Origin of the sequence: Leifsonia sp. 466MF, assembly GCF_900100265.1 — a bacterium.
Lineage (GTDB): Bacteria > Actinomycetota > Actinomycetes > Actinomycetales > Microbacteriaceae > Leifsonia.
Window position 1 is genome coordinate 269260 of the sequence record NZ_LT629696.1, and the last position, 13464, is coordinate 282723.

Annotated in this window: 14 protein-coding genes; 2 read left to right on the forward strand and 12 right to left on the reverse strand. The window is 72.5% G+C overall.

What is annotated here, in order from left to right; all coding sequences use genetic code 11:
- Positions 1-66: 66 nt before the first annotated feature.
- The 5 genes from gap to BLR91_RS01330 all read right to left on the reverse strand — a co-directional run bounded on the left by gap (position 67) and on the right by BLR91_RS01330 (position 4694).
- Complete coding sequence (gap, locus tag BLR91_RS01310; protein WP_018192278.1) at positions 67-1062, reverse strand: type I glyceraldehyde-3-phosphate dehydrogenase; 996 nt, start codon at positions 1060-1062, stop codon at positions 67-69.
- Positions 1063-1210: 148 nt separating this feature from the next.
- Entirely contained in the window at positions 1211-2155 is a 945-nt protein-coding gene (locus tag BLR91_RS01315) for a GlxA family transcriptional regulator (protein WP_089877970.1), read from the reverse strand.
- Positions 2152-2583, reverse strand: coding sequence for a MarR family winged helix-turn-helix transcriptional regulator (locus BLR91_RS01320; RefSeq protein WP_089877967.1), 432 nt, complete (start codon positions 2581-2583; stop codon positions 2152-2154). Before BLR91_RS01320 ends, BLR91_RS01315 begins: the two co-directional genes overlap by 4 nt.
- A gap of 71 nt (positions 2584-2654) precedes the next feature.
- Positions 2655-4088, reverse strand: coding sequence for an argininosuccinate synthase (gene argG / locus BLR91_RS01325; RefSeq protein ID WP_089877962.1), 1434 nt, complete (start codon positions 4086-4088; stop codon positions 2655-2657).
- 111 nt (positions 4089-4199) lie between these two features.
- Positions 4200-4694, reverse strand: coding sequence for a MarR family winged helix-turn-helix transcriptional regulator (locus BLR91_RS01330; protein WP_018192274.1), 495 nt, complete (start codon positions 4692-4694; stop codon positions 4200-4202).
- A gap of 59 nt (positions 4695-4753) precedes the next feature.
- Between BLR91_RS01330 and BLR91_RS01335 the strand changes: the two genes are divergently transcribed.
- The gene (locus BLR91_RS01335; RefSeq protein WP_089877959.1) at positions 4754-5371 is read left to right on the forward strand and encodes an NAD(P)-dependent oxidoreductase; all 618 of its coding nucleotides are present in this window, start codon (positions 4754-4756) and stop codon (positions 5369-5371) included.
- A gap of 29 nt (positions 5372-5400) precedes the next feature.
- Here BLR91_RS01335 and BLR91_RS01340 read toward each other — a convergent pair whose 3' ends face one another.
- The 3 genes from BLR91_RS01340 to BLR91_RS01350 form a co-directional block, all read right to left on the reverse strand.
- Positions 5401-6000: a M15 family metallopeptidase gene (locus tag BLR91_RS01340; RefSeq protein ID WP_089877956.1), complete on the reverse strand. Its 600-nt coding sequence runs from the start codon at positions 5998-6000 to the stop codon at positions 5401-5403.
- 94 nt (positions 6001-6094) lie between these two features.
- Entirely contained in the window at positions 6095-7810 is a 1716-nt protein-coding gene (locus BLR91_RS01345; RefSeq protein ID WP_089877953.1) for an amidase, read from the reverse strand.
- Positions 7807-8859 carry an agmatine deiminase family protein gene (locus BLR91_RS01350; RefSeq protein ID WP_089877949.1) on the reverse strand — a complete coding sequence of 351 codons (1053 nt, stop codon included), beginning with the start codon at positions 8857-8859 and terminating at the stop codon, positions 7807-7809. Before BLR91_RS01350 ends, BLR91_RS01345 begins: the two co-directional genes overlap by 4 nt.
- Before the next feature lie 78 nt (positions 8860-8937).
- Here BLR91_RS01350 and BLR91_RS01355 point away from each other — a divergent pair, with 78 nt between their 5' ends.
- Positions 8938-9576, forward strand: a complete 639-nt coding sequence (locus tag BLR91_RS01355; protein ID WP_089877946.1) for a TetR/AcrR family transcriptional regulator — start codon at positions 8938-8940, stop codon at positions 9574-9576.
- 4 nt (positions 9577-9580) lie between these two features.
- On the opposite strand, the gene BLR91_RS01360 is transcribed toward BLR91_RS01355, so the two are convergent.
- From BLR91_RS01360 to BLR91_RS01375, 4 genes are all read right to left on the reverse strand, one after another.
- Positions 9581-10633 (reverse strand): alpha/beta hydrolase, encoded by a 1053-nt coding sequence (locus BLR91_RS01360; protein WP_089877943.1) that lies wholly within the window; start codon positions 10631-10633, stop codon positions 9581-9583.
- Complete coding sequence (locus tag BLR91_RS01365; RefSeq protein WP_231918783.1) at positions 10630-11520, reverse strand: alpha/beta hydrolase; 891 nt, start codon at positions 11518-11520, stop codon at positions 10630-10632. The genes BLR91_RS01360 and BLR91_RS01365 overlap by 4 nt, the downstream gene beginning before the upstream one ends.
- Positions 11517-12275 carry a 3-hydroxybutyrate dehydrogenase gene (locus BLR91_RS01370; protein ID WP_089877937.1) on the reverse strand — a complete coding sequence of 253 codons (759 nt, stop codon included), beginning with the start codon at positions 12273-12275 and terminating at the stop codon, positions 11517-11519. The genes BLR91_RS01365 and BLR91_RS01370 overlap by 4 nt, the downstream gene beginning before the upstream one ends.
- A gap of 120 nt (positions 12276-12395) precedes the next feature.
- Positions 12396-13376 (reverse strand): Gfo/Idh/MocA family protein, encoded by a 981-nt coding sequence (locus tag BLR91_RS01375; protein WP_018192265.1) that lies wholly within the window; start codon positions 13374-13376, stop codon positions 12396-12398.
- Between the last annotated feature and the right edge of the window lie 88 nt (positions 13377-13464).

Genomic DNA, 13464 nt, shown 5'->3' on the forward strand with positions numbered 1-13464 from the left:
CGCGTAGCGATGCCGCGACCCCAGCGCCGAGGGAGCCTGCGACCGAGGTAACAGGCTCCCCGCGAACTAGCGAGCGAGCAGCTCCAGTGTGTCGACCACGCGGTTGGAGAAGCCCCACTCGTTGTCGTACCAGGCGACGACCTTGACGTGTCGTCCGTCGACGCGGGTCAGCGCCGCGTCGAAGATCGACGACGCCGGCTGGCCGGTGATGTCGCTGGAGACGAGGGGCTCGTCGGCGTAGTCGAGGATGCCGCGCAGCGGTCCGTCGGCAGCCGCACGGTAGGCGGCCAGCACCTCGTCGCGCGTGACGTCGCGCTCGACGGTCGTGTTCAGCTCGACGATGGAGCCGACGGGAACGGGGACGCGGATGGAGTCGCCCGACAGCTTGCCGTCGAGCTGCGGGAGCACCAGGCCGATCGCCTTCGCGGCGCCGGTCGTGGTCGGCACGATGTTGACCGCGGCGGCACGGGCACGGCGGAGGTCGCGGTGCGGGCCGTCCTGCAGGTTCTGCTCCTGCGTGTACGCGTGGACGGTGGTCATGAAGCCGTGCTCGATTCCGGCCAGGTCGTCCAGGACGGCCGCGAGCGGGGCGAGCGCGTTCGTGGTGCAGGAGGCGTTGGACACGATGACGTGCTGGGCGGGGTCGAAGGCGTCGGTGTTGACGCCGTAGGCCAGCGTCACGTCGGCGCCGTCGGACGGCGCGCTGACCAGCACGCGCTTCGCGCCGGCAGTGAGGTGTGCCCGGGCGGCCTCTGCGGAGGTGAAGCGTCCGGTGGACTCGAGCACGACATCCACGCCGAGCTCGCCCCACGGCAGGTCGGCGGGCTCGCGCTCCGCCAGCACGCGGATGCGGCGGCCGTCGACGACGAGAGCGTCCCCGTCGACCTCGACGGTGCGGCCCAGGCGGCCGAGGGAGCTGTCGTACTTCAGGAGGTGGGCAAGGGTGTCGGGCGCCGTCAGATCGTTGATGGCGACGACCTCGAGGTCGGAGTCGCGCTCGAGGAGCGCGCGGAGGGTGTTGCGGCCGATGCGGCCGAAACCGTTGATGGCGATGCGGGTCATGCTGTTCCTTTCGTGGGACCGCATCCATGCTGCGGCGTCGGCGATCCCGTCGAAAGTGGCTGGGACGACAGTGCGCGCAAGCATTCCGCCAGAGTGATCGCCAGCGTGCGCAAGGATCCCGCCACCCCCGGGGGCGAGCGGCGCGAGCTCAGGCCGAGAACGTGCGGCGGTACTCCGTCGGCGAGGTGCCGAGGATGCGGTGGAAATGCATCCGGAGGTTCGCCGCCGTGCCGAGCCCGACCTGCGCGGCGATCTGGTCGACGCCCAGGTCGGAGCGCTCCAGCAGTTCCCGCGCGAGGTCGACGCGGGCGCGGAGGACCCACTGCATCGGCGTGTAGCCGGTGTCCTCCACGAACCGCCGCGAGAAGGTGCGGGCGGAGACGCGGGCGTTGCGCGCCAGGCTCTCGAGCGTCAGCGGCTCGGCGAGGTGCGCGAGCGCCCACTCACGGGTCTCGGCGAACAGGTCGCCCAGCGGCTCGGGAACGCTGCGCGGGACGAACTGCGCCTGCCCCCCGCTGCGGTACGGCGCGGCGACGAGGCGGCGGGCGACCCGGTTGGAGAGACCGACGCCATGGTCGCGCCGCACCAGATGGAGACACAGGTCGATGCCGGAGGCCGCGCCGGCGGAGGTGAGGATGTCGCCCTCGTCCACGAAGAGCACGTTCTCGTCCACCCGCACCAGCGGATACCGCTTCGCCAGCTGGCGCGTGTAGTGCCAGTGCGTCGTCGCGCGCTTCCCGTCGAGCAGGCCGGTCGCCGCGAGGGCGAAGGCTCCGGTGGAGATCGCCGCGAGGCGCGCGCCGCGCTGGTGGGCGGCGAGCAGGGCATCCACCACCGCGGCAGGCGGATCGGTGGTCGCCGGCGTGCGATAGCCGGGCACGAAGACGGTGTCGGCGTGCGTCAGCGCCTCCAGGCCCTCCGCGACGTGGTACGAGAGGCCGTCGCCCCCGGTGATGAGTCCCGGGGTGGGGCCGCACACGCGCACCTCGTACGGCATGCTCGGCCGGTTCGAGAACACCTGGGCCGGGATGCCGACGTCGAGCGGCTTCGCGCCCTCCAGCACGAGCACCGCGACGACGTGGTTGCCGCTCACGGGCGGGCGGTGACGATCTGCAGCAGGGCCGCGCGGAACGCCGCCGGGTCGTCGACCGCCGGGAACACCTCGTCCTCGAGCCCGCGGACGCCCGCGAACGCCGTCCGCCCCGCTTCGGTGATCGCGAGGACGTGGCGGCGCCGGTCGCCCGGGTCGGGGGCGCGGGTGACCAGGCCCTCGCGCTCCAGGCGGTCGACCGTGCGCGACATCGTCTGCGGCTCGACGTGCGCCATCCGGGCGAGATCCGACTGGGAGTCGAAGCCGAGCTCGAGCAGATGCAGCACGATCAGACCGGCGTGGGTGAGGCCGCGCTCCTCCAGGGCATCCGCCCAGGCACGCTCCACGGCTCGGGAGGCGGCGCCGAGCAGCCGGCCGAGCGGCCAGTTCTCGGGGCGGTGCTCCTCCGCTTCCGCCGCGTGCGCATCCATACCCTCATCGTACGGATGTCTCGGGCCGGTCGGGCAAGCGCGGCCCGGCCCGATGCGCGCGGGTGTTCGCCTCAGTCGGTGCCGGAGTCGAACGCCGCACCCTCGGAGCTGAGGTCGATCTCGCGCGAAAGCTCCTCATCCACGGGCTCGACCCCTTCGAGGATCGAACGCGCGTGGCCCTCCTCCAGCTCGCCGACCAGAGCGCCCGTCGGACCGCCGATGAGCCCGGCTGCGGCGTACTGCTCGAGCCGCGAACGGGAATCGGCGATGTCGAGGTTGCGCATGGTCAGCTGGCCGATGCGGTCGCCCGGGCCGAACGCCGAGTTGCCGACGCGCTCCATCGACAGCTTCTCCGGGTGGTAGCTGAGGTTGGGGCCGGTCGTGTCGAGGATCGTGTAGTCGTCGCCGCGACGCAGGCGCACGGTGACCTCGCCGGTGATGGCGGAGCCGACCCAGCGCTGCAGCGACTCGCGCAGCATCAGCGACTGCGGGTCGAGCCAGCGGCCCTCGTACATCAGTCGACCGAGGCGGCGGCCCTCGTTGTGGTAGTTCGCCACCGTGTCCTCGTTGTGGATGGCGTTGAGCAGCCGCTCGTAGGCGATGTGCAGCAGAGCCATGCCCGGCGCCTCGTAGATTCCGCGGCTCTTGGCCTCGATGATGCGGTTCTCGATCTGGTCGGATGCACCGAGTCCGTGGCGGCCGCCGATCGCGTTCGCCTCGAGCACCAGGGCCACCGGGTCGTCGAACTCGACGCCGTTGATGGCGACAGGGCGACCGGCCTCGAAGCGGACGGACACCGTCTCGGGGGCGACCTCGACGTCGTCGCGCCACGCGGCGACGCCCATGATCGGGTCGACGATGTCGAGCCCGGCATCCAGCTCCTCCAGGCGCTTCGCCTCGTGGGTGGCGCCCCAGATGTTCGCGTCGGTCGAGTAGGCCTTCTCGCTCGGGTCGCGGTACGGAAAGCCGCGGGCGACGAGCCACTCGCTCATCTCGGTGCGCCCGCCGAGCTCCTCCACGAAGGCGGAGTCGAGCCACGGCTTGTAGATGCGCAGGCGCGGGTTGGCGATGAGGCCGTAGCGGTAGAACCGCTCGATGTCGTTGCCCTTGTAGGTGGAGCCGTCGCCCCAGATCTCGACCCCGTCGTCCATCATCGCGCGCACCAGCATGACGCCGGTCACCGCGCGACCGAGCGGGGTGGTGTTGAAGTAGGTCTTGCCTGCAGAGCGGATGTGGAAGGCGCCGCACTGCAGGGCGATCAGGCCCTCCTCGACGAGCGCACGCTTGGCGTCGACGAGCCGGGCGATCTCGGCGCCGTACTCCTTCGCGCGGCCGGGGACCGCGTCGATGTCGGGCTCGTCGTACTGGCCGATGTCGGCGGTGTACGTGCAGGGCACGGCGCCTTTCTCGCGCATCCAGGCGACCGCGCAGGAGGTGTCGAGACCTCCCGAGAACGCGATGCCGACTCGTTCACCGACGGGCAGACTGCTCAGAACCTTGGACACGCACCCAGCTTATCGGCCGCTTCACCCGGGCCCGGGACCGAGATTTGCGCCAAATCGCGGTAATGCGGCTCCCATAACCGCGATTTGGCGCAAATCGTGGGGTGGGGAACGTCAGTGGCGGGCGTCAAGACCGGGGTGCACACCGGCCCGGTAGCCGGCCGCGGCGACGAGGCGGGTGAGGGTCGCGACGAGCGCAGCGCGCTCTCCCGCGTCGAGGGGCGCGAGCATCGCCTCCTCCTGCTCGTCGGCCAGGCGATCGCCGGCCTCGAGTACGGCGTGCGCCGCGGGAGTGAGGTGGATGGCGTACGCACGGCGGTCGTCCGGGTGGCGGCGACGCTCGACCAGGCCGCGCTCCTCCAGGTCGTCGATCATCCCGACCATGGAATTGCGGTGCAGGCCGAGGGCGGTGGCGAGCTCCTGCTGCGTGCGGCCCTCCTGACGGGCGAGATGCACGAGCACCCCGAACCGGTTCGGGGTGATGCCGAGCGGGGCGAGAGCCGCGGTGAAGCGCTGGGCGCTCTGCAGGCCGAGTTGTGACACGAGGAAGCTGGCCCGGGTCTCGAGCGCGGGCACAGCCTCGGGCCGCGGGGTCTCGGAGGACGACATCCCTCGATCGTACCAACGAGTGATTGCACGGCAGTGTGATTATCATCTAGCATGCCTACATGAAGCTCACCGTCTTCGGCGCCAGCGGGCGCACCGGCAGCCAGCTCGTCCGGCAAGCGCTGGATCGAGGCGACGAGGTCGCGGTCGTCCTCCGCCGTCCGGCCGAGATCGACCCGCGAGTCACCCCGGTCATCGTCCCCGACCTCTCCGATACGGCGGCCGTCCGGGACGCGATCGCCGGGTCGGACGCCGTGCTGTCCGCGATCGGCCCGCGATCCCGCGCGGATGCGCCCGTCGCAGCGCCCGCCACGCGGGCGATCCTCGCCGCCCACCCCGGCCGCATCGTCGTCATCAGCGCAGCGCCGGTCGCACCTCCGCCCGCGGACGACAGCTTCATCAGCCGACGCGTTGCCCTGCCCCTCATCGGTCGCGTGCTGCGGCCGGTGTACGACGACCTGCGCGAGATGGAGGCCGAGCTCGCTGCCTCGGACAGCGTGTGGACGGCATTCCGGCCGCCGATGCTCACGAACGGGCCCGCGACGGGTCGCTATCGAACGCGCATCGGCGGTTCCGTCCCTCGCGGCATGACGGTGTCCCGGGCGGATCTCGCGGCGGCGATGCTGGCGAGCCTGGGCCGGGCGGACACCGAGCGCGCCGCCGTCGGCATCGCCCGCTGAGGCGTCTCGCTCAGCCGCGGCCGGGGGCCTCAGCCGCGACCGTCGGGCGACTGCGGCGGGCAGGTGCCGCCCGGCGCCGTGCGCAGCTCGAAGTGCCAGGCCTCGTTCGCGTAGACCTGGCAGAGTCCCCACTCGGCGCCGAAGCGGTTGAGGTAGTCCATCGCGCCGGCGTCGGCGATGTCGACCGCCTCGCCGCGGACGTGGGCGGAGTCGCTGCCGCGCTTCACCCACTTCTCGGCCTCCTCCTCGCTGCCGTATTGCTTCACCGCCTGCGCGAACAGGTGCTCCTGGTACCGCTCGGAACGCCAGCCGTCGGCGATGGTGATGGCGGACCCGCTGCCCTCGGCCTCCATCGCGGACTGCGCGTCCTCCAGTGCGGAGCGGAGGTCCGGGTCGAGCCGAGTGACGGCGGGGAGGTCGCTGTCGAGGGGGAGGTACGTGCCGTCCGCGATGTATCCGTCGTCATCGGTGAGGCCGCCGCTTTCGACCACCGATCCGCCCGCACTCGCCGGCTGCGCGAGGGAACCGGTGGGCGCGGAGGTGCAGCCGGCGAGGACGGCGCTGAGGGCGATGGATGCGGCGGCCACCGACAGGGCGGCGCCGAACAGTCGGGACTTCGAGGAATGCATGCCTTCAGCCTCGCCGGGCGGCGCGGGCGGCCGCGTCCCCCGCGAGGCCCATCCGCATCCACCGCGCGACGGACCCCGAGGAGGCTGGCGGGTGCTACCCGAGGCGCGGTGTGCGCGACGGCTCGGTGCGCCGCTCGCCGGTCGCCTCGAACGCCGCGGCGAGGGCGAGCAGCCGGGCATCGTCGTAGGCGCGGCCGGCGAAGGTGAGTCCGACCGGCATCCCGATGTCGTCCATCGTGCCCATCGGCACGGTCACGGTCGGGATGCCGAGGTGCCGCGGCACGAGGTTGCCGTTCGCGACCCAGACGCCGTTGCGCCAGCCGAGGTCGGCCGAGTCCGGGTTCACGTCCATGTCGGCCGGCCCCACATCGGCGACGGCGGGGAAGACGACGGCGTCGAGACCGAGCCCGTCCATCCACTCCTCCAGGTCGACGCGCCGGGTCTCCTCGAGGCCGCGCAGGCCGTCGGCCAGCTCGGGGATGTCGGCGAGGGCCGTGCCGGGATGCGCGCGCACCCAGGCGGGGTAGTCGGCGATGTCGTCCTCGAAGCCGTCGTAGCGGTCCGGCAGGGCGCCCTCCGGGTGAGGGAAGATGCGCTCGCCGTCGACGTCGGCGAGAGTCCGGAGCGCCGGGTCGCCGTTGGCGGCGAGGAAGTCGTCCCACGCCCACGCCGACAGGTCGACGATCTCTCGCCGCAGGAACTCGGGGCTGACCAGCCCGCGCGTCGCGATGGAGGGTGCGCCGGCCCGGTCGCCCTCGTAGTTGCTGACCGCCGGGAAGTCGACCTCGACGACCGTCGCGCCGGCCGCCTCCAGGTCGCGGCGGGCGCGCTCCCACAGCGCGATGACGGACGGGCGCGTCTCGATCCGCTGACCGGTCGCGCCCCCGATGCCACCGCGGCCGCTCGGTCCTCCGTCGCCTGTGCCCGCCTCCGGGTCGGCGTTGATGTACATCCGCGGCACGCCGAACCGCCGTCCGGCGAGCGGGGCGCTCCCGGCGAGGGCGGGATACGACGCGGGCCGCAGCTCCGACGCCCGCGGGATCGGCACCCACGGCTGCGCGCGCCAGAAGTCCCCGCGGGTCTCCGGGTCGTCGGCCACGATCACGTCGAGCACCTCGAGCAGGTCCGCCACGGTGCGGGTGTGCGGCACCACCACATCCATCGTCGGCACCAGGGGCCAGTTGCCGCGCACCGAGATGATGCCGCGCGACGGCGTGTAGGCGCACAGCGCGTTGTTGGATGCGGGGGCGCGGCCCGACGACCACGTCTCCTCGCCGAGGCCGAACGCCGCGAAGCTGGCTGCGGTGGCCGTGCCGGAGCCGTTCGACGAACCGGAGCCGAACGCGGCGGTGAGGTAGTCGCCGTTGTAGGGGGACTCGGCGCGCCCGTAGACGCCGCGCTGCATCCCGCCGTTCGCCATCGGCGGCATGTTGGTGAGGCCGAGGAGGATGGCGCCCCCGGCGCGCAGGCGCTCGATCGTGAACGCGTCGCGCTGGGCGACCAGGTGCTCGAACGCCGGGGAACCCGCCGCCGCGGTGAGCCCGCGCGCCAGGTAGCTGTCCTTCGCGGTGTACGGGATGCCGTCGAGCGGCCCGAGGGTCTGGCCGCGCGACCGCCGGGCCTCGGAGGCACGCGCCTCCGTGAGCGCGTCCGGGTTGCGGACCACTACTGCGTTGAGGCGCGGGCCGGCCGTGTCGTACGCGTCGATCCGGGCGAGGTAGGCGGTGACCAGCTCCTCGCTCGTGGTCTCGCCGGCCTCCAGCGCTCGCCGCAGCTCGGCGATGGGCGTCTCGACGACGTCGAAGGTCATCGGGCGTCCTGCGCTGCCGGGACCACGGCGGGCTGCTGCTGGGTGATGCAGTGGATGCCGCCGCCGCGCTGGAAGATCGGGCGCGAGTCGACCATCGTCACCCGCCGGCCGGGGTACGCGGCCTCGAGGATCTCGGTCGCTTCCGCGTCCGCGCGCTCCTCGCCGAAACCGCACGCCACGATGCCGTCGTTGACGACGAGGTGGTTGACGTAGCTCCAATCGACGAAGCCCTCCTCGTCCCGAAGGGTAGCGGGGGCGGGCAGGTCGATGATGTCCCAGCTGCGTCCGGCTGCATCCGTCGTGCCGGAGAGGAGGGCGCGCAGCTCGCGTGACACCAGGTGGTCGGGATGCTCCGGGTCGCGCTGGGCGTGCAGCAGCAGCCGGCCCGGGGAGGGGATGGTGGCGACGATGTCGACGTGGCCGTTCGTCCCGAAGTCGTCGTAATCGCGGGTGAGGCCGCGCGGAAGCCAGACGGCGTGCGTCGCGCCTATCGTGCGGGCGAGCTCGGCCTCCACCCGCTCCTTGTCGGCGTACCGGTTGCGCCGCGGGTCGAGCTGGACGGTCTCGGTCAACAGCACGGTGCCTTCGCCGTCGACGTGGATGCCGCCGCCCTCGTTGACCAGGAGCGAGCTGATCAGCTCGGCGCCGGTGCGCTCGGCGACGAAGCGGGCGATCTCGGCCGACTTGTGCCACTCGGCCCACTCGGGGTCGCCCCAGCCGTTGAACGTCCAGTCGACGGCCCCGAGCACACCCGGCCGCTCGTCGTCGACCACGAAGGTGGGGCCGAAGTCGCGCATCCAGAACTCGTCGAGCGGGGCTTCGACCTGTTCGACGTGGCTGCCGAGCATGCGGCGGGCGCGGTCGCGCTCGGTGGGGTCGACGACCATCGTGATCGGCTCGTACTCGGCGACCGCGTGGGCGACGGCGGTCCACGACGCGTAGGCCTCCTCGGCTGATGCGGCGTCGTCGCCGAGGGTCAGGCCGGCGCGCGGGAACGCCATCCACGTGCGCTCGTGCGGTGCGGTCTCTGCGGGCATGCGCCAGGTCATCGGTGTCCTCCGCGGTCGGCGACGATTGTTGATCGAATGATCAATATCTGAGGCGAACGTACCTATACTGGGCGGACCATGTCAAGAGCACCCCGCCGCCCGCCCGCGGAACGTCGTGCCGAACTCTCGGCCGCCGCCCGCGACCTCGCGCTCACGGACGGGCTCACCGCGGTGACCATGCGCGGCGTCGCCGGTCGCGCCGGGGTCGCTCCCGCCCTGGTCGCGCACTATCACCCGGTGATGGATGAGCTGGTCGCCTCCGCCTTCACCGCGGTCGTCGCCGCCGAATTGGATGAGGTGCGTGCCCTCCTCGATCGGGAAGTCGACCCGACGGCGCGCCTCGCCGCGCTGCTGCGGACGCTGCTCGACGGTACCCGCGACGATGTCACGCTCGTCTGGGTCGAGGCCTGGGCGCTCGGCCGGCGGAACGAGGCGCTCGCCGCCGCCGTGCGCGACCAGATGGACGCCTGGCAGGCGCTCATCCTCGACGTCGTCGAGCGCGGTGTCGCAGCCGGGGTCTTCCACGCCGACGACCCGGCGCAGGCCGCGTGGCAGCTGCTCGGCATGATCGACGGCCTCAACGCGCAGGCCCTGGTCCGCTGGGGCGCGGGCGGCGACCGCGGGCCCGTCCTCGCCCACGCGGTCGAGGGGCTCCTCGGACTCCGCCGCGGCACGCTCGACGCCGCGCCGGCCCCCGGTGCCGCGGTCGAGTCGTGAGTACTCAGCCGATCCAGGCGAGCAGCTCGGCGCGGAACTCGTCCGGCTTCTCGATGTGGGCGGAGTGCCCGCAGTCCTCGAACACGACCTCGCGCGTGGTGCCTCCGGCCGCGGCGTAGCGGTCGAGCACGGCCCGCGTCTGAACGAGCATCGGCTGGGGCGGAGCGACCTGGTCGCCGGGCCACCCCGGGATGATGCCTGCGGCGCCCAGCTGGTTGAGGTCGAAGAAGGAGGCATCGCCGACGATCGCGTCGACCGCGCCGTGGATCCACAGGATGGGCGGCTTGGCCGGCGCATCCACGATGCCCGAGGTGTCGAAGTACGTCGGGGCCAGGGTGTTGAGGATGCCGCGCGTGCCCGGCGCGAGTCCCGGCCAGTGCTCCGACGCGCTCGCATCGCCGGGGTAGTTGTCGGGGCCGGTCGCCGTGGACAGCATCGACTCCACCCAGAGGTCCTCGTACTCGGAGACGAACCCGGGCGCGACGTAGGAGGAGCGGTACACGGCGCGCGGCGACGTCGGAGCGTCCTCGCCGGTGTCGCCCGCGGCGAGCCGTGCGACGAAATCCGGGTTGGCGCCGCCGCCTCCCGTGCCCGACGCGTCCGGGTTGAGCAGGCTGCCGTCGGCGGCCGTCCCGCCGAAGCCGTAGGGGGAGACGGGGGAGACCAGGGTCAGGCTCGCGACGAGGTCCGGTCGGTCGAGCAGCAGCTGCATGACCACCCCGCCGCCGAGGCTCCAGCCGACCACGTGCACCGTGCCGAGACCGAGCTCGTCCGCCACCGCCGCGACGTCGTCGGAGAAGTCGCGGACACCGCGGGTCGCATCCACCGGGAGGGTCTCGCTGTCGCCGAACCCGCGGAGGTCGACCGCGAGCGCGCGCACGCCCTCCGGCAGCGACAGCATGAGCGGCTGCCAGAACAGCGACGACGAGACGTTTCCGTGCACGAACAGCACGGTACGGAGCGGGTCGCCCGCGGCTGGGCGCTCCAGCACGTTGGCGGTGTAACGGGAGGTGCGGACGGCGCGGGCGTCGATGCCGGGCAGCAGCGTTCCACTCATCGGGGTGTCTCCTTCGGGTCGAGGACGGGGAGGACCTGCCGCAGGCCGGCATCGGTCATGAGGATCGTGTAGTGGTTCACGTCGTCAGCCTCGTGGATGCGCATCCCGGGCAGGCGCTCCCGCCACTCGTCGACGACGGTGGGGTCGTAGAGCGGCGGTCCGTCGAGGAGGCCGCGCGGTGCGCGCACGAAGTCGATCGGGAGGCGGAGGGCGGCCAGCGCCTCGGCGTAGCCGGCAGACCCGTCGAGCTCGAGCGCGTTCACGGACACGGCGTCGGGGTCGGCGCTCGACCGCAGCTCCGGCGCGTCGCTGACGAGGTCATACGCGACGTAGTCGGCGATGGCGGCGTTCCACCACGGACCGATTGCGGGATGCCGCCGCCAGAACGCCTCGTACTCCTCCGGCGACGCGAACCGCATCCGCAGACGCTCGAGCGCCGGGCCGAGGATCACGGCCGGGAGGTCTTCGGGTGGAACGCCCTCGGGTGCGGGGACGGGCAACCCGCCGTCGATCAGCACCAACCGCTCGACCCGGTCCGGGTGGCGTTCGGCGAAGCGGACCGCGACGAAGCCGCCCATGGAGTGACCGGCGGCGACGACCCTGTCCACAGCGAGCGCATCCAGCGCCCTGGCCAGATCGTCGGCGTGCTGCGTGAGCCCGAACGGGCCCGGGAGCCCGGAGCTGCGGCCGCGCCCGCGCAGGTCCGGCGCGATCAACCGGTGGTGCGGCAGCGCGTCGGCGGCGAGGAGCCAGGCACGGTGACTGGCCGTGATGCCGTGGATGGCGAGGATCGGCATCCCCTCGGCCTCCGGATGCCACACACCGCCGGCGAGGTCGCCGCCGTCGACCGGGACCGCGAACGGCGTGTATTCCGTCGCGGTCGTCACCGGGCGCTCCACCCGCCGTCCATCGTGTAGCTCGCACCGGTGACCATGCCCGCGTCGTCACCGGCGAGCCAGAGCGCCAGACTCGCCACCTCGGTCGGCTCCACCAGGCGCTTGATCGACGCCTCGGTCAGCATCACCTTCTCGACCACCTCGTCCTCCGGGATGCCGTGCAGCCGCGCCTGGTCGGCGATCTGCTTCTCGACGAGCGGGGTGCGGACGTAGCCGGGATTGATGCAGTTGGAGGTGACGCCGTGCGCTCCACCCTCGAGCGCGGTGGTCTTCGAGAGCCCCTCCAGGGCGTGCTTGGCGGTGACGTACGCCGACTTGAATTCGGACGCCCGCAGGCCGTGGACGCTGGAGATGTTGACGATCCGGCCGAATCCCCGCTCGTACATCCCGGGCAGCGCCGCGCGGATGAGGAGGAACGGCGCCTCCACCATGATCCGCAGCATCAGGGCGAACGTCTCCGGCTCGAACTCGGGGATCGGACGGACGTGCTGGATGCCGGCGTTGTTCACGAGGATGTCGACATCCACCGACGCGTCGGCAGCCGCGACGGCCAGCTCGCCGGTCTTCGACAGGTCCACCTCCCAGGCGTCGCCGCCGAGCCGCGCCGCGACCTCGCGCGCCGCGTCGCCGTTCAGGTCGGCGACCGTCACCCGTGCGCCCGCGGCCGCGAACGCCTCGGCGCAGGCGAGCCCGATGCCGCTGGCGCCGCCGGTGACCAGCGCGCGCCTCCCCGTGAGATCGGTCATCGATGACGCTCCTTCCCGCCGGGCCAGCGGCCCGTGGGCCGCGGATCGCCGTGCGCTCCACGCGCACTCTAACGCCGGGCGACGGGAACGGGGAAGAGCGGTGGGCGGCCGGGTCGCGCCTCAGCCGTAGACGAGGCCGATGCGCTCCCGGATGGTGTCGAGCGTGCCCATGATGGCGACCGACTGCGAGAGCGGCAGGCGGACATCCTCTCCGCCGCCTGCCGCGATCAGCCGTTCGATGGCGCGTGCCTGGTACTGCATCCCGCGCCCGTCGATGCGCGACTCGTACGTCTCGATGACGTGGCCCTTCGGGTCGACGACCCGGAAGGAGGTGGGCGCGTAGAAGGTCGCGGCGAGTTCGACCCGCGCGTCCGTCCCGATGACGGTGGCGCTGTTGTCGCCCGCGGCGTCCAGCTCGGTGGTGAGCGCCGCCTGAGCGCCGCTCTCGTAGCCGAGCAGGATGGACGTCTGGCGGTCGACGCCGGTCGCGGTCGGTGTCGACAGGGCGAGCACCTGGTTCGGTGCGCCCAGCACATCCCAGGCGAACGACACCGGGTAGATGCCGAGGTCGAGCAGCGCGCCGCCGCCGAGCGCCGGGTTCAGCATCCGGGCGGCCGGGTCGGGGTTCGTGAGCTGGACGTGGTGGGCGACGACCGAGCGCAGCTCGCCGAGGGTGCCGTCGCTGATGATCTCCTGCAGGCGCTCCATGTGGGGCAGCCACCGCGTCCACATCGCCTCGAGCGCGACCAGTCCGCCCGCGCGGGCGGCGTCGGCGATCTGCTGCGCTTCGGCCTCGTTCATCGTGAACGGCTTCTCGACGAGGACGTGTTTCCCGGCCGCGAGCGCGAGCAGGGCGTTGGGAGCGTGCTGCGGATGCGGCGTCGCGACGTAGACGATGTCGACATCCGGATCGGCGACGAGCTCCTCATAGCTGCCGTGCGACCGGGGCACGGCGTGCGCGGCGGCGAACTGCGCGGCCGCCTCCGGGGTGCGGGAGCCGACCGCGGCGACGGTGTGGCCGTCGAGCTGCAGGTCGCGGGTCATGGCGGCCGCGATGCCGCCCGTTCCGAGGATGCCCCACGCGGGGGAGGAGGTCGTCATGCGGTCATCGTACCGACGGCGGGCGGGTGGACGTTCGGCGGTCGGTCGTCCGGAACGGAGGTGGATCGGGCCGCCGGCGCCCGCAACA